We start from the raw sequence: 25072 nt of genomic DNA, 5'->3' as shown, positions 1-25072 counted from the left end.
CCCTTGACTTTCCCCCCTCCCTTCACCTACACTGGCCCTGAGTACACTTTCTACACTCAGAGGTCCCAATGGAGTCCCGTTCGTCGCACCTCCCCCTTTTGCGAGATCAGATCGTTGCCTATGGCAAGGAAAACCTGGCGGAGATGCTCCACCTGCTGGCCGAAGGGGTGCGCCTCGTCTCCGGCCAAGACCGGCTTCGCATCTACCTGGAAGACCTGACCCGCGGCGTCCTCACCTGTGTCCACGCCTCGGGCCCCCTGACCGAGGAGATCCGTGAGGTGAGCTTTCCCATCATCTCCCGGGAGGCGTCGGTTTCCAGCGTCTTCGTGTCCCAGTACGCCGCCGAGTTCCACTACGAGCCGGAAGGAAAACACACCTTCGACCGAGGCTTTGCCGAGCGCTTCGCCATCGGCCACAGCTACATCCTGCCAGTGGTGAGCCAGGGGAAATCCATCGGCGTGGTCTGCATCGACCGCTTCCGGCCGGGGGAGATCCTGCGGGGCAAGGGGAAGGCGCTCCTGGGCGAGTTCGTCACCTCCGTGGCCGACCGGCTCGACGTCGCCCGCATCTACCACCAGCAGCTCCTGCTCGCCCGCCGGGTCGAGGAGTACAAGAAACGGGAAGCGGCCTCGTTCATGGTGCAGTCGGCCGTGCGCCTCATCGACCGGCTGACCCTCGCTTCGGTGCTGGTGCCCGTTGCCGGCCCGGAAGGCTCGTCGCGCCTCGCCATCCTGGCCAGCCACTCGGAAGACCCCAGCCTCAAAAAGCAATACGACGAGCAGGGAGAGATCGCCCTCCAGAGGGGAACCTCCCTCATCTCCCGGTTCCTGGACGACAACGCGGTCATTGCCGACGAGCGGCTCCTGCGGCCGCTCTTCATCCCGGACCTGACCCAGCAGGAGCTCCAGAAAAAGGCCCTCACCGAACAGATGGCGCTGCGCTCCCTCTACGTGGTGCCCCGCTACGAGGCATCGAGCCGCAAGGTCATCTGCCTGGTCAACTATTTCACCAAAGACCTGTACCGCTTCTCCGACTTTGAGATGGGCCTGCTCCAGACCCATGCGGAGATGGCGGAGCGGATGGTGAACGAGATCGGCGGCGAGCACCTGGAGATCCGGGTCCTGGCCGAGATCACCGAACTCCTCCAGGAGCGCAACGAGGAGCTCTCTCCCTTCCTCACCCGGGTCCTCTCCATGGCCACCGAGCTGATCGGCGCCGACACCGGCAGCATCGCCATCGTGCAGGAGCGCGACGGCGAAAAATGGCTCGTGGTGGAAGACGAGGAAGGGACCATCGTCGGGGCCAAGAACAAGTCGTGGCTCAAGAAGTACATTCCCCCCTTCAGGATCGGCGGCCACGAGCTTCCCCCCGAGGAACGGAGCCTCACCGGCTACGTGGCCTGGTCCAAGCAGCCGAAGATCATCGCCCACGTGGCGGACGAGCAGGGGGGTGAAGGGTTCCACCGCTCCATGCACGAGTTGATCAAGAGCGAGATCGCGGTCCCCATCGTCTGCGACGACGAGGTGATCGCCGTGGTCTGCCTCAATTCGCTCAAGCCCGCCTGGTTCACGGAGGAGCACAAGCGGATCCTGCAGATCATCGACCGGCTCACCTCCCGGCACATCTCCGACATCCAGCGGATCGAACGGCTCCAGAGCGAGGTGACCCGGCTCAAGACCGACGTGGCCTACAAGGACCCCCAGATATCCTCCTACCGGCTCGGCAACATCATCGGCAACAGCCGCAAGGCCCAGGAGATCGTCGATTTCATCAACACCGTGTCGGTGCCCCTCTTCAACCGGATCACCCTCTGGAGCAAGAACGTCCTCCAGGAGGCGACCATCGGCCTCCCCTCCATCCTCGTCCAGGGGCAGACCGGTGCCGGCAAGGAGTTCTTCTTCAACAACCTCTACAACAAGCTGAACGAGATGTACCGGGAGAAGCTCAACCCCGCGGGCCAGCTCCCCGTGAAAAAGACCAACATCGCGGCCTACAGCGGTGACCTGACCTACTCGGAACTCTTCGGCCACAAGAAGGGGGCCTTCACCGGCGCCTACAGCGACCGCAAGGGCATCCTGGAGGATGCCGCCGGCGGGATCGTCTTCCTGGACGAAATCGGCGATGCCGACCCCAAGACCCAGGTGCAACTGCTCCGGTTCCTGGACAACGGCGGGTTCGTGCGGCTGGGGGAAAACCAGGAACGCTTCAGCCGGGTGCTCCTGGTGGCCGCCACCAACAAGGACCTGGCGGAAGAGATCCGCAAGGGCAACTTCCGGGAGGACCTCTACCACCGGCTGTCGGAGCTGGCGGTGCAGGTGCCGTCCCTCAACGAGCGGCGCGAGGACATCCCCGACCTGGCCACCCACTTCCTGGGCAAGCTCTACCGCACCTACCGGGGGGACGAGTCCAAGGACGCCGCCCCCACCCTGGCGGAGGAGGCCAAGCGGCTCCTGATGAACCACCACTACCACGGCAACATCAGGGAGCTGCGGAGCATCCTGTTGCGGGCGCTCTTCTTCCGCAAGGGCACGGTGCTCACCGCCGACGACGTCCGGCGCGCCCTGGCCGCGGGCATGCGCGAGTTCGCCCCTGCCACCGCCACCCAGGAGCTGAACGACCGGATGGTGACGGAAATCCTGGACAAGATCGCCAATGGCGAAACCTTCTGGGAAGCGGTCTACGAGCCCTACTCCCGCAACGCCATCCCCCGCGACGCCGTCCGGCTCGTCATCGAGCGGAGCCGCGACGCGGCGGGCCGGAGCATGCCCCAGGTGGCCCGCTACCTCAAGGCCGTGGGCGACGATGTGGAAGAAAACGACGAGGAACGGAAGCGGTTCTTCAAGTTCAAGAATTTCTTGTACAAGACGGTGAAGATCTGAGAGCGGCAGCCCGGGAACCGACGGCACGGCCGGCCCGAATGCCGGTGCCGGCCGATCAGGGCACTGGCCGTGCCTGTTAAAAGACGATTGGCGGTAGCGATCTCGCTTACTGCGCCGCTCGCCGGCGCCGGGCACCGCCTGCGCCATGACGGACCCCTTTGGCGTTCAGCCACTCGCGCCATGCGGGATACGCATGGCGCAAACTTTGCACGAGACATAACCCCGAACCGGCAGTTCATTCCCCGTTATGGAGATGCTGCATGAAAAAAAAGAAGGCGCATGCCGCGGGACAAGGGCCGAATCTGTCCGTGACCAATCCCCCCCGCACTTTTTTTGAAGACACGCTGGCGCTGTTCAACTCCAGACGCTTCGACCTGCTGGACCAGAAGATCAATGGGGCCGTGCACAAATGGCCCAACCACGCCGTGGTCTGGAAGGCGATCGGCGTCATCATGCTCATGGAGGGGCGGTTCAAGGAAGCAATCGAACCGTTGACCACGGCGGCAAACCTGGCGCCGGGCGATGCGCAGCTGCACCACAACCTGGGGGTGGCATACCTGCGGCTCGAGCAGCATGAAAATGCCGTACCCTGGCTGCAGCGGGCCACCAGCCTCAAGCCGGATTATGCCCAGGCCTTCGCCAACCTGGGTATCGCCCAGGCAGAGATCGGGCTTCTCCAGGCGGCGGAAAGCAGCTACCGCACTGCGCTGAAAATCACCAAGGATTTCCCCGAGGCGCTCAACAATCTCGGCAATGTGCTGAATGATCAAAAGCGGTATGGGGAGGCAGAGGAGTGCTTTCGGCGGGCAATAGCCCTTAAGGCGGATTTTGCCGAAGCCCTCAACAACCTGGGCACGAGCCTGAAAGGCCTGAACCGGCTGGAGGAGGCAGAAGCCACCTACCGGAAGGCCCTGTCGCTGATGCCGGATTATACCCGCGCCCACATCGGCCTGGGCCACACCCTGCTGAAGCTCCGCCAGCCGGACAAGGCAGCGGCGAGCTTCCGCCGGGCAATCGAGCTTTCCCCCTACGAACTGGAAGCCCATGACGGCTTGAGCATGACCCTCGGCGACACGGTTCCCCTGTGGCATCTGCCCATGATGAACGACAAGCCCAGGAACGATGCCTATTTCAATGCATTGCAGGCGGCAGTCACCCCGGAGACGCGCGTTCTGGAAATCGGGACCGGATCGGGCCTTTTGTCAATGATGTCGGCCCGCCTGGGCGCCCGGCACGTGACCACCTGCGAGGTGGTCACGGCAATTGCCGAGACTGCCGCGTCCATCGTGAAAGACAACGGGTTCGCGGACCAGGTCACCGTGATTCCGAAACTGTCAACCACCCTGGAGGTCGGCGTCGACCTGGAAGAGCGGGCCGACCTGCTCGTCTCGGAAATCCTGTCGAGCGAATTTCTCGGCGAAGGCGTTCTGAGCAGCATCGAAGACGCAAAACGGCGGCTGCTCAAACCGGGAGCCCGGATCATCCCCGCCCGGGGCTCGGTCCGGATTGCCCTGTTCGGCGGACGGGACATCGAAATGAACGTCCGGGTCGACGAGGTCTACGGCTTCGACCTGTCGAGGTTCAACGACATCGTGCCCCCGAAGCAGTATGTCGGCAGGAACGATCTCAACATCGAGCTGCTGAGCGACGGCATCGGGGCCATTCATTTCGACTTCATGGGCACGGATCACTTCCCCGCCAGCAGAAGCTACGGCATAGACGTGCCGATCACCAGGGCCGGCAGGTGCTGCGGCGTCATCCAGTGGATACGCCTTGAAATGGACGATACCTTCGTCTTTGAGAACCATCCGGCAGAGAGGAATGTGGCATCCGGCTGGCAGCACTGCGTGTATCTCTTCAAGACCCCCATCGACGTGCAGCCCGGCCAGGTTGCGCAGATCATCGCCTCCCACGACATCAGGACCTGCTGGTTCTTTCTGAAAAAGATAGTGACCCCGTGACATCCGCCCGAATGGGGCGGATCACGCATGCATCACTTATGTAACCTCTTCACGGTGAATCAATGAACCGCAAACTGAGACGAGCCAACCTGAAGGCAAGCGAGCCGACGCCCCACGAGATCGGCAATGTAATCAACTCCATGCGGCAGGGTCGCTACGAAGAGGCGGCGCATCGTGCAAAGGGCCTTACCGAACGGTTCCCCGATCATGGTTTCGGCTGGAAGATACTGGGAACCTGCACCTTGCTGCTGGGGCGGAACGGGGATGCGCTGCCCCTGTTTCTGAAGGCCGCCGGCCTGTTGCCCGAAGACCCGGATATCCACTGCAATATCGGCATCATCTACTATGAGCTGAATCAGCTCAACGAGGCTGAATACTACTGCCGCTACGCGCTGAAGCTGCGGCCGAACGACGCCATCGCGCACAACAATCTCGGCAACATCCTGAGCAGCCTGGGGCGGTTGGACGAGGCGGAGGCATGTTTCCGCCGCGCCATGGAGAACAACCCGGATCTGGCCCAGGCGCACTACAACCTCGGCTGCACGCTTCAGACCCTGGGCCGCCTGGAGGAAGCGGAGAGCTGCCATCGCCGCGCAGTGGCAATCAGGCCCTCGTATGAAGAGGCATACGCGAGCCTCGGCAACGTCCTTAAGGAAATGGGCCGCCTGGATGAGGCGCTCGAAAGCTGGAAACTGTCTCTTGCGCATCAGGAGGACTGGACGAACGCATTACAGCGCCTGACCAACCCCCTGCTCATGGACGGGGATCTGACCCGCGGTCCCGAGTATCCCGCCGCGGACGCGGCAGAGGGACAGCCTCACCCGTCACCCCGGGAACTATCGTCACACCTGGCGGCGTCTTCCGTCGAATCGCTCGACCGGAAGTACCGGGTCCCCTCCCATGAGCATGACGGATCTGCCGAAGCGGGAGCCCTTGCCAAGAGAGGCGAAAACGCGCCCCGCCCCCTGCGCATTGTGTTGATCTACCCTCCCTTGTGGCAGATACCGTCCGCGGATCTGAACGTACCGGAAGGCATGCCGTTCGGTCCGCCCGCCACCGCCGGCGGACCGGTCGCCATCAGCAGGGAACTCAAGACCATTACCCAGGGCGTGCTGTCCATCGCGGCCCAGGCGAAAAAAGCCGGGCACGACGTGCGCGTGTACAATCTGTTCAACGCGCCCTGGGCCGACATCGTGGCCCTCATCGCCGAAACCGGGGCCGACGTGTATGGCGTATCCGGCTACAACTCCAACCGGCGCGGCATGGGCGCGCTGTGCGCCCTGATCAGACAGTATCATCCCCACGCCCACATTACGGTCGGCGGCCCCTTCGCAACGACGCTCCCCCTTGAAACGCTGCGTTATTACCGCGCGATCGACACGGTTGTCATCGGCGAAGGCGAAGAGACCTTCATGGAGCTGCTCGATCATATCCGCTCGCACCGGCCGGCAGTGGGAATCCCGGGCACTGCGTGGCGAAACGGCGACGAGGTGGCGCTCGGTCCACTGCGCCCCCGGATCAGTGACCTCGACACGCTTGCATCCCATTTTGACTACTATTCGAGCAATATCGTGATGACGTCGCGCGGCTGCCCCTCCAAATGCTCGTTCTGCGGCAATCCCGTATTGTGGGGGCGGAAGATCCGTTTTTACTCCACAGACTACTGCATTGACATGTTCAGGAAGGCACTGGCCCGGCTGCCGGTGCCCTACCTCATGATCGCAGACGACACCTTCACCGCCAACCAGCAGCGTACTCTGAAGATGTGCGACGCGATCATCGGGAACAAGCTCGACGTTCTCTGGAGCTGCAGCACCCGCGTGGATGCCATGGAGGACGAGGTACTGCACAGGATGAGGCGGGCAGGCTGCCAGGAGATCATGATCGGGGTGGAATCGGGGTCACCGGAGATCCTCGACAGGATGCACAAGGGAATCACCCCCGAAATGGTCCTCACGGTGACCCGCGCGGCCAAAAAGTATGGCATGCTCGTTCACTATTACATGATCGTGATCAATCGCGGAGAAACGCCCGACACGCTCCAGGCGAGCATCGACCTGATCCGGGCCGGTCGGCCCAACAGCTACGACCTCACGCCCCTGATGTTTCTGCCGGGCACGGAAGACTACGGTCATCTGTGCCAACAACAGGGATTGACCTCGGATATCTTCTTCCGGAACGACTTCATGGATATCTCCGTGGAAAGAAAGCGCAAAAAAGACCTTGATACGGTCATGCAGCATGTTTACTGCAGCATCGGAACCATCGGCGGCTACGAATATACCGTGGCGGAAAGGGAAGCCGTCGCAACCCTCCTGCCTGACGTGCCCGCTGTCCATGTGGAGCTCGCCAACGCATACCTTCGCGCGGGCCTGTTCGACAAAGCCACGGCGGCATTGACTCGGGCAGAGGAGCTGGGCTTCCCCATCGGCAACATCATCCTCAACCAGCACGCGTGTAGTGCCCTTGCACGCAACCAGATCGACACGTCCCTCGATTTCCTGGAACGGGCGTGCCGATCCTTTCCTGACAGCACGGTGAAGGGCAACTACGACAAACTGATGGCCTGGATCGACAGCCGTGCCACTGGCCACGTCAAGCCGTGCCTGCTGTGCGACTCCGTCCGGGCCCAGGACTTCGTGTTCCGCGCCGATGAAACCGCGAGCGGGCTGCCGGTTCTGCAGTAAGCTGCCGCCATGACCTCCCGGACATCTGAGCCGGGCGATGCGACAGATCTTCTTCGACAGGGATGAACGCCGGCCGGCCCGGCACCGGATCACCCGACAACCACCGCCATCCCGACCGCCAAGTTCCCGTCCTGCACGGCCCCGCTCAACCGGGGCCTTTGTTTTTTCCCGCCCCTGCCTCAGGAAAGAACGGTTTCTCCGGGGCCTCTCTTCTTGATGATTTCTTGATGCGGTCCCCCCCTCTTTTGAGCCTGCGTTGAGGCGCCTTCCGCTATGGTAGTGACAAGGAGTTCACGCGGGAGGACGGCCATGAAAATCTATTTTTTCGATTGCGTCACGGGCGTGTACCAGGGTGAGGGGTTCGAGGACGAAACAATGGCCGGCACGATTGACGGGGCCACGACCGTGGCGCCGCCGCCCTACGGCAGGGGGGAAATACCGGTCTACCAGTGCCGGAGCAGGACATGGACCGTGACGACGCTCCCGCAGAAGACGAAACCCCACCCCACGCCGGACTGAGGCTCTGCTCAGGTCGGACATGAAGCGGGCAGGACACTCGTCGCGCCTCGGCAGCAGCCACAATGCCTCACCATTACTTCCGGGGGCTTCCCGCACGAAACACGAGAGCCGGGACCGGCCCCCGCCGGCATCCCACCGATGTGATACACTTACTAGCGTTGTTCAATCCGGAGATTGAACCATGAACCTGTACGAATGGCTGCAGACCGTACTCTTTTTCACCCTCCTCCTGGTTATGGTCAAGCCCCTGGGCGCCTTCATGGCCCGGGTCTTCCAAGGGGAGCGAACCGTCCTGTCTCCCGTTCTCGTCCCCTGCGAGAACCTCCTCTACCGCATCTGCGGGGTGAAGCACGAGGAGGAGATGGACTGGAAGCGCTACGCGCGTGCCCTGGTCCTCTTCAACCTGGTCCTTTTTGCGGCGCTCTTTGCCATGCTGACGCTGCAGCACCTGCTCCCCCTCAATCCACAGCGGCTGCCGGCCTTCCCGTGGCCCCTGGCGCTCAACACCGCCGTCAGTTTCGTCACCAACACCAACTGGCAGGCCTATGCCGGGGAGCAGGCAGCGAGCTACTTCACCCAGATGGCGGGACTGACGGTGCACAACTTCGTCTCAGCCGCCAACGGCATCGCCGTGGCGATCGCCGTGATCCGCGGCTTTGCCCGGCGGACGACCGCCCTGATCGGCAACTTCTGGGTCGACCTGACCCGCGCCACACTCTACATCCTGGCGCCGATCTCCCTGATCGCCGCCCTTGTCCTGGTTTCCCAGGGGGTGATCCAGAACGTCAGCGATTACAGGACGGTGTCCCTGGTCCAGCCGGTCGTCCACGACACGCCGAAGACCGATGCCGGGGGGATTCCGGCCGTCGAACGGGTGACCGTGAAGGAGGTCACGATCCCCATGGGGCCGGTCGCCTCCCAGGAGGCCATCAAGGAGCTGGGGACCAACGGCGGCGGCTTTTTCAACGCCAACTCGGCCCATCCCTACGAAAACCCGACCCCGCTCACCAACCTGGTGGAGATACTCCTGATCCTCCTCGTCCCCGTCTCGCTCACCTACACCTTCGGCGCCATGGTGGGGAACACCCGCCAGGGATGGGCGCTGCTAGGGGTCATGCTCCTGATCCTGGCCGCTTCCCTCGCGGCGTTGCATGCCATGGAATCCGGCGGCAATCCGCTGGTGGCGAAACTCGGCGTCCACGGGAGCAACATGGAGGGAAAGGAAACCAGGTTCGGTCCGGCCGGAAGCAGCCTGTTCACGGTGGCGACCACCGGCACCTCCTGCGGCGCGGTCAACACCATGCACGACTCGCTCACGCCCCTCGGCGGCATGGTCCCCCTCACCCTGATGCTTTTGGGGGAACTGGTCCCCGGCGGGGTCGGTTCCGGCCTCTATACCATGCTCGCCTTTGCGGTGATCGCGGTCTTCGTCTCGGGCCTCATGATCGGGCGCACGCCGGAGTACCTGGGCAAGAAGATCGAAGTGCGCGAGATGTGGCTGTCGGTCGTCACGGTCCTGATTGCCGGCGTCACGGTGCTGGTGCTTTCGGGGCTCGCCATGGTCACCCCCCAGGCGGTGTCGTCCATGGCCAACCCCGGCGCCCACGGCCTCACCGAGGTGCTCTACGCCTTCGCCTCCATGGCCAACAACAACGGCAGCGCGTTTGCCGGCCTGAACGCCACCACGAACTTCTACAACCTCCTCGGCTCGGTTGCAATGATCCTCGGCCGGTATGTGCCGGCCGTGTCCATGCTGGCCCTGGCCGGCTCCCTGGCCGGGAAGAAGTATGTTCCGCCGAGCCTCGGCACGCTTCCCACCGACAAGGTGCCCTTCGCCCTCTGGCTCACCCTGGTCATCCTGATCATCGGTGCGCTCACCTTTTTCCCGGCCCTCTCCCTCGGGCCCATCGTGGAGCACCTGACCGTGATTTCGTAAGGGCACTCCATGAAGTGCCCCTACAGGAGACACTGATGTCAAAACACTCAGCGCAACCGATATCGCTCTTCGACGCCCGGATCGTGCGCCCCGCCCTGGCGGAATCCTTCAGGAAGCTCGACCCGCGCAGCCTCTGGCGCAACCCCGTCATGTTCTGCGTGGAGATCGCCAGCGTCATCACCCTCGCCACCTTTGTCATGTCGCTCGCCGGTGTGGGCAGGGAACCGGCCTGGTTCACCGGCCTCGTCTCTCTCTGGCTCTGGCTGACGGTCATCTTCTCCACCGTTGCCGAGTCCCTGGCCGAGGGGCGCGGCAAGGCCCGGGCCGCCAGCCTGCGCAAGACCCGCACGGAGGTGACGGCCAAGCGGCTGGGCACGCCCGAATTTGGCAGCGATGTCACGCCGGTCGGCGCCAACCAGCTCCGCAAGGGCGACTGCATCCTGGTGGAGGCGGGGGAGCTGATTGCCGGCGACGGCGAGGTGGTGGCCGGCGCGGCCCTGGTGAACGAAGCGGCAGTGACCGGCGAATCGGCGCCGGTGGTGCGCGAATCGGGCGGAGACCGGAGCGCGGTGACCGGCGGCACCACGGTGACCGCCAACGCCATCATCGTCAGGATCACCGCCAACCCGGGGGAGACGTTCCTGGACCGGATGATCTCCATGATCGAAGGGGCCAGGCGGCGCAAGACCCCCAACGAGATCGCCCTGGAGGTGCTCCTGATCGCGCTCACGGTGGTCTTCCTGCTGGTCTGCATCAACCTGAGCCCCCTTTCCCTGTACAGCGTGCAGACGGCCGGCCGGGGAACGCCGGTCTCCCTCACGGTGTTGACCGCACTCTTCGTCTGCCTGGCGCCGACCACCATCGCGGCGCTCCTGCCCGCCATCGGCATCGCCGGCATGGACCGGCTGTTCCAGAAGAACGTCGTGGCCCTGTCGGGGCGGGCCATCGAAGCGGCCGGGGACGTGAACGTGCTGCTGCTCGACAAGACCGGCACCATCACCCTGGGGAACCGGGAAGCCGTCGCCTTCGTGCCGGTGGGCGGGCATACCGAACAGGAGGTTGCCGAGGCGGCCCTGATGGCGTCCCTGACCGATGAAACGCCGGAAGGGCGCAGCATCGTGGTACTGGCGAAGCAGAAGTACGGCCTGCGCATGGATGAGCTTCCCGCCGGTGCCGTGAACATACCGTTCAGCGCCGAGACCCGCCTTTCCGGCATGGATGCGGGAGGGAGGCACTACCGCAAGGGGGCGTCCGATTCGACCGTCGCCTTTGTCACGGGGCTCGGCGGCAGGGCCGTTCCCGGCGACCTGGCCGACGTGGTCGACAGGATCGCCCGCGCCGGGGCCACCCCCCTCGTGGTTTCCGTGGACACCGAGATCCTCGGCGTCGTCAACCTGAAGGACATCGTCAAGGGGGGGATCCAGGAACGCTTCCAGCAGTTGCGGAGCATGGGGATCAAGACCGTTATGATCACCGGCGACAACTACCTCACCGCCGCGGCCATCGCCGCCGAGGCCCAGGTGGACGACTTCCTGGCCCAGGCCAAGCCGGAGGAGAAGCTGCGCCTGATCCGCGAGAGCCAGGAGGCCGGCCTCATGGTCGCCATGACCGGCGACGGCACCAACGACGCCCCGGCCCTGGCCCAGGCGGACGTGGCCGTGGCCATGAACACCGGCACCCAGCCGGCCCGGGAGGCGGCCAACATCATCGATCTGGACTCGAACCCGACCAAGCTTCTCGACATCGTGGAGGTGGGGAAGCAGATCCTCATGACCCGGGGCAACCTCACCACCTTCAGCATCGCCAACGACATCGCCAAGTATTTCGCCATCATCCCGGCCATGATGATCTCGGTCTATCCGCAACTGGGCGCGCTGAACGTCATGCGCCTGGCAACCCCCCTCTCCGCCATCCTCTCGGCGGTCATCTTCAACGCGCTCATCATCCGCTGCTGGTGCCGCTGGCGCTGAGGGGAACCAGGTTCCGGCCCATGCCGGCCGAGAAGCTCCTGATCCACAACCTCCTCATCTACGGGGTCGGGGGGATCGTGGCGCCGTTCGTCGGGATCAAGGGGATCGATCTGGTGGTGGGGATATTTGTGTGACAAGGGGGACGCAGCCATGAAGGACCTGAAACCCGCCATCCTGCTGGTCATCGCCTTTACCGTCATCTGCGGCGGCATCTACCCGGCGCTCGTCACCGGCATCGCCTCGCTCGCCTTCCCGGAGCAGGCCGCGGGGAGCCTCATCATTGACCGGCATGGCCGCGAGATCGGTTCCGGCCTGATCGGCCAGCCCTTCTCCGCGCCGGAGTATTTCTGGCCCCGGCCCTCGGCCACCCCCGGCTTCGCCTGCAACCCGGCCGGTTCCGGCGGCTCGAACGCCGGGCCGACCAATCCCGCGTACCTGAAAACGGTGGCCGACCGGGTCGCGACGCTCAGGGCCGCGGGCGTTCCCGGCCCGATCCCGTCCGACCTGGTCCAGGCCTCGGCCAGCGGGCTCGACCCCCACATCTCGCCGGAAGCGGCCCGGGCGCAGATTCCCCGCGTCGCCGGGGCCCGCGGCATGAGCGAGGAGACCCTGGCCGGCCTGGTCGCCGCCCATACCGAGGGCCGCCAGTTCGGGTTCCTGGGAGAACCGCGAGTCAACGTGCTTGCCCTGAATCTGGCATTGGATACACTGATGCCATGAGCGACATGGACGACGAGAGACGCCCCTCGCCGGAGGCGATGCTGAAACTGGCCCAGGCCGAAGAGGCGGAGGGGGCGCGGGGAAAACTGAAGATATTCCTCGGCTACGCCGCCGGCGTCGGCAAGACCTACGCCATGCTGCAGGCGGCCCGGGAGCGCAGGCATGAGGGGCGCGACGTGGTGGCGGCCTACGTGGAATCCCACGGCCGGCCGGAAACCGATGCGCTCCTGGAAGGGCTGGAAATCCTCCCCGCGGCCCGGATCGAGTACCAAGGGGTCATGCTCCCGGAGCTGGATATCGACGGGGTACTGGCCCGCCGGCCCCAGCTCGCCCTGGTGGACGAGCTGGCCCACACCAACGCCCCCGGCTCCCGGCACGAGAAGCGCTGGCAGGACGTGGAGGAGCTCCTGGCGGCCGGCATCGACGTCTACACCACGGTCAACGTCCAGCACTTCGAAAGCCTCAACGACGTGGTGGCGCAGATCACCGGCGTCGCCGTGCGCGAGACCGTGCCGGACCGGCTCCTGGACCTGGCGGCGGAGATCCGGCTGGTGGACATCCCGCCGGAGGATCTCCTGCAGCGGCTGCGCGAGGGAAAGGTCTACGTGCCGGAGCAGGCCGCGTTTGCCGCGGAGAAGTTCTTCCGCCCCGGCAACCTGATCGCCCTGCGGGAGCTGTCGCTCCGCCGCACCGCGGTCCGCGTGGACGGGGAGATGCGGGCCTACATGGAGGCGCGGGCCATTCCGGGCCCCTGGCCGGCGGCCGATCGGCTCCTGGTGAGCATCAGCGGCAGCCCGTTCAGCGAGCGGCTGATCCGGACCACCCGCCGCCTGGCGGACGAACTGAAGGCCCCCTGGTTCACGGTCTACGTGGAGACACCCGGCGACGGCAGGCATGAGCAGGAGAACCGGAAACGGGTCTGGAAGGATCTCCGCCTGGCGGAAAGCCTCGGCGCCCAGGTCGCCACCGTGACTGCCACGTCGGTGGCGGAGGCGGTCATCGACTACGCCCGCAGGCACAACGTGACCAGGATCGTGGTCGGCAAGCCGGCCAAGCCGCGCTGGCGCGAGTTCCTGCGCCTGCCCCTGGTGGACCGGATCATCCGCCTGAGCGGCGCCATCGATGTGCACGTGGTCAGCTACGGGCCGGCCGAAGCCGGAAAGGGGGCGGCCCCTCCCGCGCAACGGAGGCCGATTCCCCTCACCGGCTACCTGGCGAGCCTGGCACTGGTCGTCGCGGCCTCCCTGGCCTGCCTCCTGCTCCGTCCCTTCCTGGCGCCGACCAACATGGTCATGATCTATCTGTTGGCAGTGGTGCTGGCCGCGTTGAGGCTCGGCCTCAAGCCGGCCATCCTCACGGCCTTTCTGGGGGTCCTGGCCTTCGACTTTTTCTTCATCCCGCCGCACCTGACCTTTGCCGTGGCAGACACCCAGTACCTGATCACCTTTGTCGCCCTGTTCACCGTGGGCGTGGTCATCAGCACCCTGGTCTCCACGGTGCGCGAACGGGCCGAGGCCGTGCGGGAACGGGAAGAGCAGACCGCCTCCCTCTACTACCTGAGCCGCGACCTGGCCGCCGCCGCCGACATCGGAACCCTCGTTGGGGCCGTGGTCAGGAACATCGGCGAGTCCCTGTCCGCCAGGGTTGCCGTGCTCCTTCCCGAGGGGGACCGGCTCAGGGTCGCCGCCGCCAGCAAGGGGCTCAAGCCCGACGTCAAGGAGATGGCCGTGGCCGACTGGGCGTTCCGCAACCGCCAGACCGCGGGCCAGGGGACCGAAACCCTCGCCTCGGCGGGGTTTCTCTACCTGCCGCTCCAGACCGCGGGCTCCATCCTCGGGGTGCTGGGGGTCAGGCTGAAAAACGATGCCGACTACCGCTCCACCCAGGTCCGCCGCCTACTGGACGCCTTCACCTCCCAGACCGCCATGGCCCTGGAGCGGGTCCAACTCTCCCGCCAGGCCGAGCAGGCCCAGATCCTCCAGGCCCGGGAAAACCTCGAACGGGCCCTGCTCAACTCCATCTCCCACGACCTGCGCACCCCGCTCGTCTCCATCACCGGCGCCTGGACACCCTGCGGGACAAGGTCCACACCCTGGCCGACGAATCCCGGCTGGAGCTGCTCGACACCGCGTGGGAAGAGGCAGAGCGACTGAACCGCTTCGTGGGCAACCTCCTCGACATGACCCGCCTGGAGTCCGGGGCCATCAAGCTCAAGAAGGAGCTGAGCGATGTTCAGGACTTGATCGGGTGCGCCCTGGCGGCCCTGGAACGGCGGATCGGCGAGCGCGGGATCGACGTGCGCCTCCCCCCCGACCTGCCCCTGGTCAGGATGGATATGGTCCTGATGACCCAGGTGCTGGTGAATCTGCTCGACAATGCGCTGAAATATTCGCCGCCCGACAGCGGCGTGGAGATTACGGCCCGGGTGGACGGCGGCAGGCTCCGAATCGAGATGACGGACCGCGGCCCGGGCATTCCCGAGCAGGACCTGAAGCGGGTCTTCGACAAGTTCTACCGCATTGCGGTGCCCGAAGGGGCCCAGGGAACCGGGCTGGGGCTTTCCATCTGCAAGGGAATCGTCGAGGCCCACGGCGGCTCCATCCGGGCCGAGAACCGGGCCGGGGGGGGGCTCCGGGTGACCCTGACCCTGCCGCTGGCCATCGGGGCGAAGGAGGGTGTTTCCCATGGCCCATGAAGCGAGCGGCATCAACCGGCCGCGGATCCTGATCGTGGACGACGAAGCGGCAATCCGCCGCTTTCTCCGCACCGTCCTCGATGGGGAGGAGTTCTCGCTCCACCAGGCCGAAACGGGTCACGCGGCCCTGGCCGCGGCCGCGGCCGTCCGGCCCGATCTCATCCTCCTGGATCTGGGGCTGCCGGACCTGGACGGGGTGGAGGTCATCAGGCGGATCAGGGAGTGGTCGCCGGTGCCGATCATCGTGCTGTCGGTCCGGGAGCGGGAGGACGACAAGGTGCATGCCCTGGACGCCGGGGCGGACGACTACCTGACCAAGCCCTTCGGCATCGGGGAACTGCTGGCGAGGATGCGGGTGGTGCTGCGCCGCTCCATCCGGCAGGCGCCCGAACCGATCTGCCGGATCGGCGGGCTGGAGGTGGATCTGCCGCGCCGCCGCGTGACCGTGGACGGGGCCGAGGTGCAACTCACCCCCACCGAGTACGAGCTGCTGCGCCTCCTGGCGGTCCACGCGGGCAAGGTCCTGACCCACAGCCAGATCCTCCGGCAGATCTGGGGGATTGCCCACCTGGAACAGCCCCACGTGCTGCGGGTGAACGTCAGCAATCTCCGCCGCAAGATCGAGCCCGACCCCTCGCGTCCCCGCTACCTCGTGACCGAGCCCGGGGTCGGCTATCGCCTGAGGGTCCAATGAACGGCGCGCCGCCGGCCGTCACGGGGGACTTGACCTGCCGGTGGAACGGAGCATACTATGGAGGATATTCATGCAGCCGAGATCCGTTCGCGAGAACGGATGCGGGGGACCCACTTTGGGGGCGTATTCCGGCAATGGCGCCGGATAGAGGACTTTCAGCCTCGAGCCCGTCAGCTAACCTCGTAGGCATCTGGAAGGGCACGACAGCGGTCTCAGGGCCGCCGGCGTCTGCCGGCGGCTTTTCCGTTTCCCGCCCCTTCACGCACATCATCCGGGAGGCGCGTACATGAAGACCGAAGCCCAATCCTACTGGGGCGGGATCATCAAATCCATGGGCCTGGTGTTCGGCGACATCGGCACCAGCCCCATCTACACCCTCACGGTCATCATGACCCTGACCAAGCCCGACGCGGAGCACGTGCTCGGCATCCTCTCCCTCATCGTCTGGACCCTCATCATCCTCGTCACGGTCGAGTATGCCTGGCTGGCCATGAGCCTGGGCCGCAAGGGCGAAGGGGGGACCATCGTCCTCAAGGAGATCCTGATCCGGCTGCTCAAATCGGGGCGCCAGGCGGCCTTCGCGGGCTTTCTCGCCTTCCTCGGCGTCTCGCTGCTCCTGGGCGACGGGGTCATCACCCCGGCCATCAGTATCCTCTCCGCCGTGGAGGGGATGCGGCTGATCCCCGGCCTGGAGGACCTGGCCCAGGGGGGCCTGATCCTGGTGGCCGCGGTCATCGCGGTGTTTCTCTTCATCTTCCAGTTCAAGGGAACGGACAAGGTGGCCGCTGCCTTCGGCCCCATCATGGTCGTCTGGTTCTCGGCCCTGACGGTGTCGGGGCTGGCCTCGATCATCGGCACCCCCACGGTGGTCCAGGCGATCAGCCCCCACCACGCCGTCCTCTTCCTCAAGCACAACGGCCTGGCCGGCTTTTTCGTCCTCTCCGAGGTCATCCTCTGCGCCACCGGCGGCGAGGCCCTCTACGCCGACATGGGGCACCTGGGGAGAAAGCCGATCATCCGGGCCTGGTACTTCGTCTTCTGCGCCCTGGTCATCAACTACCTGGCCAGGGGGCCTTCATCCTGCGCAACCCCGAGGCCACGAACATCCTCTTCTCCATGGTGAAGAGCCAGGTGCCGATGCTCTACATCCCGTTCCTGCTCCTCACCATCTCGGCCACGATCATCGCCTCCCAGGCCCTGATCAGCGGGGTGTTCTCCATCGTCTACCAGGGGATCACCACCCGCATCCTGCCGCTGATGAAAGTGGATTACACCTCCACCCACCTGAAGTCCCAGATCTACATCGGCTCGGTCAACTGGTCGCTCCTGGTGGCGGTCATCTTCATCATGATCCTGTTCCAGCGGTCTGAAAACCTGGCCGCGGCCTACGGCCTGGCAGTCACCGGCACCATGACCATCACCGGCATCATGATGATCATGATCTTCTCCCGCACCACCAAGAAGTGGAAGGTGCCCATCGCCCTGGCCGTGACCGTCATCGACTTCGCCTATCTCATCGCCAACATGCACAAGCTGCCCCACGGCGGCTACTGGTCCCTGGTGCTCGCCTCCATCCCCCTGGCGATCATGGTGATCTGGACCCGGGGCCAGCGAGCCCTGTACCGCTCCCTCAAGCCCCTTGACCTGGACACCTTCCTCCTCTCCTACGAACAGATCTACGCCAAGGGGCACAACATCCCCGGCACCGCACTCTTTTTCGTGCGGGAAACCCACGTGGTGCCCCCCTACGTGATCCACTGCATCATCCGGAGCAACATCATCTACGAGCGGAACCTGTTCGTCTCCCTGACGCGGACCGACGAGCCCTTTGACGTGAGGACGAAGCTGACGCGGAGAATCGGCACCGGGCTCGATGCCTTCGAGGTCAACGCCGGCTACATGGAGCGGCTGGACATCGAGAAACTGCTCAAGAAAAACGGGGTCGAGGAAAAGGTCATCTTCTACGGCATCGAGGACATCGACACCGGCAACCCCGTCTGGCGGATCTTTGCCACCATCAAGCGCCAGAGCGCCAACTTCGTCCAGTTCAACAAGCTGCCGGTCAGCAAGCTTCAGGGGGTGGTGACGCGGGTCGAGATGTAGCCTGCCAGGTGTTCAGGAAGGTTTCAAAGGTCCGCCGGAGCGGAGCTCCCTCCCCTTCGACCACGTTGTAGAAGGCGCGCAGCACCGGCCGGCCGGTGCCGGTGAGGCGGGCGATGTCGATGGGGGTGGCGGCAATCACCAGGTCGCACGGCACCGTGTCGATGGTCCGGGTCAGGTCGGCCACCTGGGCGGGGCTGTAGCCCATGGCCGGGAGGACCGGCCCGATGTGGGGCCAGGCGGCATAGACCTCCCGCAGCGAGCCAGCCGCCCAGGGGCGCGGGTCGACCACCTCCGCGGCGCCGTACTGGCGGGCCGCGGCAAGCCCGGCGCCCGATGGCATGGAGCCGTGGGTGATGGTGGGGCCGTCCTCGATAACCAGCACCCGCTTTCCCCTGATCCGCTCCCCGTCCGCCACGGTGATGACCGATTCCGTCCGCACCAGCGCAGCCGACGGGTTCACGCTCCGGGCCGCCTCCTCCACCGCCGCCACGGCCGCCGGTTCGGCGGCATTCACCTTGTTCACCACCACCACTGCCGCCCGGCGCAGGTTCACCTCTCCCGGATACCAGGAAGTCTCGTGGCCGGGACGCAGGGGGTCAGCCACCACGATCTCCAGGTCGGGGCGGAAGAAGGGGAGATCGTTGTTCCCCCCGTCCCAGATGATGACCGCCGCCTCCTTTTCCGCCCGCCGCAGAATCCGTTGGTAGTCCACCCCGGCGTAGACGATGGCCCCATGGTCCAGGAGGTGCTCGTACTCCTCCCGCTCCTCGATGGTGCACCGGAAGCGGTCCAGGTCGGCCATGCTCTCCATCCGCTCCACGGCCTGGGCGGCCAGGTCGCCGTAGGGCATGGGATGGCGGACCACCACGGGACGGATGCCCCGCTCCCGCAGGATATCGCAGAAGTAGCGGACCACCTGGCTCTTGCCGCAGCCGGTGCGCACCGCGCAGACCGAGGCCACCGGGAGCCGGCTCGCGAGCATGGTGGCATCGGGCCCCGGCAGGGTGAAATCGGCCCCGCAGGCCAGCACGCGGGAGGCCGTGTGCATCAGGCGCTCATGGGCCACGTCGCTGTAGGCGAACACCACCTGCTCCGCCCTGAGGCGGCGGATGAGCTCCTCCAACTGCTCTTCGGGGAAAATGGGAATGCCGCGGGGGTAGAGCTTTCCGGCCAGTTCCGCCGGGTAGCGCCGGTCGCTGATGTAGGGGATCTGGGTCGCGGTGAAGGCCACCACCCGGCAGGCCGGGTTGTCCCGGAAGCAGCAGTTGAAGTTGTGGAAGTCCCTGCCGGCCGCCCCCATGATGATGATCCGTTTCCGCGTCATGTCGTCCCTCCGGTTATCTCCGTCCCCGCCGTTCCAGCCACCGCGGCCCCGATCTCGTCCAGATGGCAGATGACGGCCCGCGTGCCGCCCTCCCGGACAAAGCGGACGGCCGCCTCCACCTTCGGCCCCATGGAGCCGGGGGGAAACTCGCCCGCCGCCAGCAACTGCTCCGCCCGCGCCGCATCCAGTTGCCGCAGGAACGTCTCCCCTGCCGTGCCGAAGCCGGTGGCCACGCCGGCCACGTCCGTGGCGATGACCAGGGTATCCACCCCCACTTCCCGGCCGAGGCAGGCGCTGGCCAGGTCCTTGTCGATCACCGCATCCACCCCGTGAAAGGCGCGTCCCTCCCGGGTCACGGGGATGCCGCCGCCCCCGCAGCAGACCACGATGAAATCCATCTCCACCAGCCGTTGGATCTCGTCCTTTTCCACCACGGTCAGGGGCTCGGGCGAGGCCACCACCCGGCGGAATCCCCGGGGGGTGCTCACCATGGGCCAGGCGAAGCGCGCGGCCTCCGCCGCCGCATAGTAGGGGCCGATGGGCTTGGTGGGAGCGCGGAACGCGGGATCGTCCTCCGCCACCTGCACGTAGCTGATCAGGCTCACTAGGCACCGCTTCTCGCCGCCCAGGGCCAAGAGCTCGCTCTCCAGGTCGATTCGATCATGTAGCCGATCTGCCCCTGGGTCTGGGCCACCAGGATCTCCAGGGGCATGGCCGGCACCTCGGCGCACGACTCCTGCTGCATGAGGAGGTTGCCCACCTGGGGCCCGTTGCCGTGGGTGATGATGAGCCGGTACCGGTCGGTCAGCCGGGCGATCTGCCCCATGGGACGCCGCAGGTTGGCGAACTGCTCCGCGCAGGTCCCCCGTTCGCCCGGGCGGATCAGGGCATTGCCGCCGAGGGCGACCAGCAGGATGGGCCGGTTCGGGCTGTCGGTCATGGGTTCTCCCCTGTGGTGATCTGCCTGCCGCGGCCCTTGCCGGGGCCCGGGCTTCATGAATGACTCAGGAATGGTACCACAGAGATCGACCGGATGCAGGCCCGGCCATTGACAACCGCCCCGGCAGGGGCTTTACTTTGCCTGACGCTACCGAGATTTCCCCGGGAGGTATGGCCCATGACACCTTTTCCCGCCTATGTGTCCCCGGACTTCACCCGGCCCGACCTGGCCGCCGCGCCGCCGGTCCGCGTGGCCGAGGCCCCCGGCAACGGCGTGCTCCCCGCCGGGTTCCACGCCACCTCAAACTATCCCGAATACGTCCACCTGGGGGGTGGCCGCTGGCTCCTGGCAGCGGGAAGCAGGATGGACGCGGTGCTGGTGCTGGACGGCGACATGCTCAGGGTGGTGGAGCCCCGCCTGGTCAGGCGGGGCGACCGGGTGGTAATGGGGCGGACGGAGAACGGCGAAGAGGGGATCTACGTGCACACCACGGGGTTCGACGCCCGGCCGGGCGGGGGGCGGCAAGTTCACCTTCCGCAGCCGCGGCACCCGGGAGAGCCCCTTTTCCCGCTCCTATGACGAGTTGTACGACATCCTGCGCCACGACCGGGACCGCGGCCACATCGTCTGGGTCCTGGGGCCCGCCGTGGCGTTCGACCGGGACAGCCGCGCCGCCATGGCCGGCCTGGTCGGGGCGGGCTACTGCCACGCGCTCCTGGCCGGCAACGCCCTGGCCACCCACGATCTGGAGGCGGCCCTGTTCCATACCGGGCTGGGCCAGGACATCTACACCCAGGCCCTGGTGACCGGCGGCCACTACCACCACCTGGACGTCATCAACGAGGTCATGCGGCACGGCTCCCTGGAGCGGGCCATCGCCGAGTTGGGGATTCGCGACGGGATCATCCGCGCCTGCCTGGAGCGCCGGGTGCCGGTGGTCCTGGCGGGCTCCATCCGGGACGACGGGCCGCTCCCCGACGTGATCACCGATTCCCGCCAGGCCCAGGACGCCATGCGCGCCCACGCCCGCCGGGCCACCACGGTCATCGCCCTGGCCACCCAGTTGCATGCCATTGCCGTTGGCAACATGACCCCCAGCTACAGGGTGCTGGATGACGGCACCGTGCGGCCGGTATACTTCTATATCGTGGACATGTCCGAATTCGGGGCCGACAAGCTGGCCAACCGGGGGTCGGGCCAGGCCCGGGCCATCCTCACCAACGTGCAGGATTTCATGGTCAATCTCTGGCACAACCTGAAGGGATGACCCTCCCCGGCCGGGCTTGTCACGGCACGGCCGTTCGTGGTAGCCTTATCACCGATGGCGGCTCTTCGGCCGCCATCGGCATTCTCGGACCGGGAAGGACCACCATGAACCTGTCAGGTTTTCTCATCGACACCCACGCCCACATCGACGGCCGCGACTTTGCGGCCGATTTCGACGCCATGCTCTCCCGCGCCTGGGAGGCGGGGCTGTCTCACATCGTCACGGTGGGAGCTGACCTGGAGTCCAGCCGGGCCGCGGTTGAACTGGCCAGCCGCCACGAGCGGATCTGGTGCGCCGTGGGCATCCACCCCCACGACGCGGGGCGGGTGACCGACCGCTGCTACGACGAGATCAGGACCCTGGCCCAGGGAAACCCCAAGGTGGCGGCCATCGGCGAGATCGGCCTCGACTTCTTCCGGGACCGCTCACCCCGCGACGAGCAGGAACGGGTCTTCCGCCGCTTCATCCGGCTGGCCCGGGAACTGGCCCTGCCCATCGTGGTGCACGACCGCGACGCCCACGAGCGGGTCATGGCGATCCTGCGCGAGGAAAAGGCCCGGGACGTGGGTGGCGTGCTCCACTGCTTCTCCGGCGACCTGGCCATGGCCCGGGAGTGCATTGACATGGGTTTCCTGATCTCCATCCCCGGCACCGTCACCTACCCTTCCAACGAAGCCCTGCGCCAGGTGGTGCGCGGCGTCAAGGTCGAGCACCTGCTGGTGGAGACCGACTGCCCCTACCTCACCCCGGTCCCCCACCGCGGGAAGCGGAACGAACCGGCCTACGTGCGGCTCGCCGCCGAAAAGGTGGCGGAACTCAAGGGGCTCTCCCTGGAGGACGTGGGACGGATCACCTCCCTCAACGCCCGGCGGCTCTTCGGCATCGGGGAGAGCGACCAGGCGGCCCGGATCGCCTACCGGATCAGGAACTCCCTCTACCTGAACATCACCAACCGCTGCTCCAACCGCTGTTCCTTCTGCGCCAAGTTCGACGACTACACGGTGAAAGGGCATCACCTCCGGCTGGACCACGAGCCGGACAGCACCGAGGTGCTGGCCGCCGTGGGCGAGCCGGGGCCGGTGGATGAAATCGTCTTCTGCGGCTTCGGCGAGCCCATGCTCCGTATCGACCTGATCGTGGAAGTGGCGCGGGAACTGAAGAAACGCGGCTTCCGCATCCGCATCAACACCGACGGCCAGGCGAACCTGGTCCACGGCCGCAACGTCCTGCCCGAACTGCAGGGCCTGGTGGACTGCATCTCCGTGAGCCTCAACGCCGCCGACGCCGACACCTACGCCCGCATCTGCAACACCCCCTTCGGCACCAACGGCTTCACCGGCATCTGCCGGTTCCTGGAGGAGGCCCGGCAGTACATCCCCACGGTGGTGGCCACGGCCGTCACCGTGCCGGGCATCGACGTGGCCGCCGTGCGCGCCCTGGCCGAGTCCCTGGGCGTCGAGTTCCGGGAGCGCGAATATGCCGAGGTGGGGTAAGCCCCTCCTCGGACGCCTCCCCCTTTTCGCATCCTCGCACGTGACCGTTGCCCCTCGCATTTCTGCAAACTCCATCGCGCCGGTGCGGCACACAACTCCAACCCCCTGATTTTAGAGCCGTAATTTCTCACCCCACCCCCCGTGCCGCCGGCCAACGGCTCCAAACAGGTATAACTGAATTTGCAGTTATGCAAAATCTCCCCAGCTCTTCGCAATGTTCCACACATTTTCATATCATTACAACATATTGTTTTTAAAACGATTTTTAAAATAAACAGAATTTTATAACAATGGTATGCAAGTTGCTCTATCTGAAACAAACGCACTTCGTTCGTCCACAGAGTCTGAACTCGTTCATAAGGAGGTAGCGCGATGTCGGAACAGGTCAAAAACAAGGGGTGGCAAGTAGCCCTCGCCGGCACCGGGATCAACCTGGCACTCGGCGTTCTCTACGCATGGAGTATCTTCAAGGGCGCCATCAAGACGTCCATCGAGAAGGGGGGCCCGGGGGCTTTCGACTGGAACCTGGCTTCCATCAACGACCCCTACGCGGTCTGCTGCCTGACCTTCGCCTTTGCCATGATCCTTGCCGGCAAGTGCCAGGACAAGATCGGCCCGGCCCGCACCGCCCTCATCGGCGGCCTGCTGGTGGGCATCGGCTTCACCCTCCTCTCCCAGAGCAATGCCTACATGGCATGGGTCATGGGCTTCGGCATCCTGGCCGGCGCGGGCTTCGGCTTCGGCTACTCCGCTGCCACGCCCCCGGCCCTCAAGTGGTTCCCCTCCTCCAAGACCGGCCTCATCGCCGGGATCGTGGTGGCCGGCTTCGGCCTCGCCCCGGTCTACATCGCTCCGGTTTCCAGCTATCTCCTGGGCACCGTGGGCATCCAACAGGCCATGCTGATCTACGCCGCCGCCTTCGCGGTCATCGTCTGCGGCCTCTCCTTCTTCCTGGTCAACCCGCCGGCCGGCTACGTGCCTGCCGACGTTCCCAAGGCCGAGGGCGCGGCCAAGGCAGCCCCGGCCAAGCCGGCGGTCAATGCCACGGCCTCCGAGATGCTCCGTTCCGGCAAGTTCTACATCCTCTGGATCACCTACTTCATCGGCGCCGGCGCCGGACTCATGGTCATCGGCAGCGTGGCCGGCATCGCCAAGAAGAGCATGGGAAGCATGGCGTTCCTGGCAGTGGCGATCATGGCCCTGGGCAACGCGGGCGGCCGGGTCGTGGCGGGCGTCCTCTCCGACAGGATCGGCCGCATGGCGACGCTGCTCATCATGTTCGTGTTCCAGGCGGTTCTCATGTTCGCAGCCATCCCGGTCGTGAGCGCCGGTCATCCCAACGCCGTCCTCGTGGTGCTGCTGGCAACCTTCATGGGCTTCAACTACGGCGCCAACCTGGCCCTGTTCCCCTCCTTCAGCAAGGATTACTGGGGACTCAAGAACTACGGCCTCAACTACGGTATTCTCTTCACCGCCTGGGGCGTGGGCGGCTTCGTGATGGGACGCGCCTCCGAGATGCTGAACACCCAGACCGGCAGCTTCAACGCCTCCTTCATCCTGGCCGGCGCGCTGCTCACGGTGGGTGCCCTCGTCTCCCTGGCCCTGAAACCGGCAAAGGCCGCCACCCCGGCCACCGCCGCGGCGCAGCCGGTTCCCCGCAGCGACTTCATGGAGAGCTTCATGCGCGGCTGGGCCGACTTCCTCGGCTTCACCCCCTCCACCCCGCGCGGCATGCGTTAACCAAGCAGTCCGCACGGACGTATCCAGCACCAGTGAAGGCCCCGTTCCGGCGGGGCCTTCTTTTTTGTGATCACCGGTCAAATCCGTTGTCCCGGTGAATCAAACTGGCTATACTTTTCGTATTCATTAAACCTGAAAACAACA

At 65.6% G+C, this 25072-nt stretch carries 10 protein-coding genes and 5 pseudogenes; 13 read left to right on the top strand and 2 right to left on the bottom strand.

Annotated elements, in window-relative coordinates; translation table 11 throughout:
* Nucleotides 1–68 precede the first annotated feature (68 nt).
* The 10 genes and pseudogenes from A2G06_05215 to A2G06_05170 all read left to right on the top strand — a co-directional run bounded on the left by A2G06_05215 (nt 69) and on the right by A2G06_05170 (nt 18164).
* Nucleotides 69–2879 carry a Fis family transcriptional regulator gene (locus tag A2G06_05215; protein ID ANA39839.1) on the top strand — a complete coding sequence of 937 codons (2811 nt, stop codon included), beginning with the start codon at nt 69–71 and terminating at the stop codon, nt 2877–2879.
* Nucleotides 2880–3139: 260 nt separating this feature from the next.
* Nucleotides 3140–4840, top strand: coding sequence for a hypothetical protein (locus A2G06_05210; GenBank protein ANA39838.1), 1701 nt, complete (start codon nt 3140–3142; stop codon nt 4838–4840).
* A gap of 62 nt (nt 4841–4902) precedes the next feature.
* Entirely contained in the window at nt 4903–7527 is a 2625-nt protein-coding gene (locus tag A2G06_05205; protein ANA39837.1) for a B12-binding domain-containing radical SAM protein, read from the top strand.
* 309 nt (nt 7528–7836) lie between these two features.
* Nucleotides 7837–8046: a hypothetical protein gene (locus A2G06_05200; GenBank protein ANA39836.1), complete on the top strand. Its 210-nt coding sequence runs from the start codon at nt 7837–7839 to the stop codon at nt 8044–8046.
* Nucleotides 8047–8227: 181 nt separating this feature from the next.
* Nucleotides 8228–9982, top strand: a complete 1755-nt coding sequence (locus A2G06_05195) for a potassium-transporting ATPase subunit A (protein ID ANA39835.1) — start codon at nt 8228–8230, stop codon at nt 9980–9982.
* Between the two features lie 35 nt (nt 9983–10017).
* A pseudogene (locus A2G06_05190) lies at nt 10018–12086 on the top strand (potassium-transporting ATPase subunit B).
* A gap of 16 nt (nt 12087–12102) precedes the next feature.
* Nucleotides 12103–12672 (top strand): ATPase, encoded by a 570-nt coding sequence (locus A2G06_05185; GenBank protein ID ANA39834.1) that lies wholly within the window; start codon nt 12103–12105, stop codon nt 12670–12672.
* Nucleotides 12669–15367: pseudogene (locus A2G06_05180) on the top strand (two-component sensor histidine kinase). The gene A2G06_05185 and the pseudogene A2G06_05180 overlap by 4 nt, the downstream one beginning before the upstream one ends.
* Nucleotides 15357–16061, top strand: coding sequence for a DNA-binding response regulator (locus A2G06_05175; protein ANA39833.1), 705 nt, complete (start codon nt 15357–15359; stop codon nt 16059–16061). The pseudogene A2G06_05180 and the gene A2G06_05175 overlap by 11 nt, the downstream one beginning before the upstream one ends.
* Before the next feature lie 286 nt (nt 16062–16347).
* Nucleotides 16348–18164 (top strand): annotated as a pseudogene (locus A2G06_05170) (potassium transporter Kup).
* Here A2G06_05170 and A2G06_05165 read toward each other — a convergent pair.
* Nucleotides 18124–19488, bottom strand: a complete 1365-nt coding sequence (locus tag A2G06_05165) for a GTPase (GenBank protein ID ANA39832.1) — start codon at nt 19486–19488, stop codon at nt 18124–18126. The pseudogene A2G06_05170 and the gene A2G06_05165 overlap by 41 nt on opposite strands.
* Nucleotides 19485–20428, bottom strand: a pseudogene (locus A2G06_05160) (carbamate kinase). The gene A2G06_05165 and the pseudogene A2G06_05160 overlap by 4 nt, the downstream one beginning before the upstream one ends.
* 177 nt (nt 20429–20605) lie before the next feature.
* Here A2G06_05160 and A2G06_05155 point away from each other — a divergent pair.
* From A2G06_05155 to A2G06_05145, 3 genes and pseudogenes are all read left to right on the top strand, one after another.
* A pseudogene (locus A2G06_05155) lies at nt 20606–21695 on the top strand (hypothetical protein).
* 104 nt (nt 21696–21799) lie between these two features.
* The gene (locus A2G06_05150; GenBank protein ANA39831.1) at nt 21800–23188 is read left to right on the top strand and encodes a radical SAM protein; all 1389 of its coding nucleotides are present in this window, start codon (nt 21800–21802) and stop codon (nt 23186–23188) included.
* Between the two features lie 372 nt (nt 23189–23560).
* A complete protein-coding gene (locus tag A2G06_05145) occupies nt 23561–24928 on the top strand; it encodes an MFS transporter (protein ID ANA39830.1) in 1368 nt (455 codons plus the stop codon).
* Nucleotides 24929–25072: the final 144 nt, after the last annotated feature.

The organism is Geobacter anodireducens, from assembly GCA_001628815.1.
In the GTDB taxonomy this organism is placed as follows: Bacteria; Desulfobacterota; Desulfuromonadia; order Geobacterales; family Geobacteraceae; genus Geobacter; species Geobacter anodireducens.
This window is presented reverse-complemented; position numbering and strand designations above follow the sequence as displayed.

What these genes read in the sequence shown, in the direction of transcription:
- A2G06_05165 (ANA39832.1), bottom strand. Translation starts at nt 19,488, where the DNA reads ATGACGCGGAAACGGATCATCATCATGGGGGCGGCCGGCAGGGACTTC.
- A2G06_05215 (ANA39839.1), top strand. Translation starts at nt 69, where the DNA reads ATGGAGTCCCGTTCGTCGCACCTCCCCCTTTTGCGAGATCAGATCGTT.
- A2G06_05150 (ANA39831.1), top strand. Translation starts at nt 21,800, where the DNA reads ATGAACCTGTCAGGTTTTCTCATCGACACCCACGCCCACATCGACGGC.
- A2G06_05185 (ANA39834.1), top strand. Translation starts at nt 12,103, where the DNA reads ATGAAGGACCTGAAACCCGCCATCCTGCTGGTCATCGCCTTTACCGTC.
- A2G06_05145 (ANA39830.1), top strand. Translation starts at nt 23,561, where the DNA reads ATGTCGGAACAGGTCAAAAACAAGGGGTGGCAAGTAGCCCTCGCCGGC.
- A2G06_05200 (ANA39836.1), top strand. Translation starts at nt 7,837, where the DNA reads ATGAAAATCTATTTTTTCGATTGCGTCACGGGCGTGTACCAGGGTGAG.
- A2G06_05210 (ANA39838.1), top strand. Translation starts at nt 3,140, where the DNA reads ATGAAAAAAAAGAAGGCGCATGCCGCGGGACAAGGGCCGAATCTGTCC.
- A2G06_05195 (ANA39835.1), top strand. Translation starts at nt 8,228, where the DNA reads ATGAACCTGTACGAATGGCTGCAGACCGTACTCTTTTTCACCCTCCTC.
- A2G06_05175 (ANA39833.1), top strand. Translation starts at nt 15,357, where the DNA reads ATGGCCCATGAAGCGAGCGGCATCAACCGGCCGCGGATCCTGATCGTG.
- A2G06_05205 (ANA39837.1), top strand. Translation starts at nt 4,903, where the DNA reads ATGAACCGCAAACTGAGACGAGCCAACCTGAAGGCAAGCGAGCCGACG.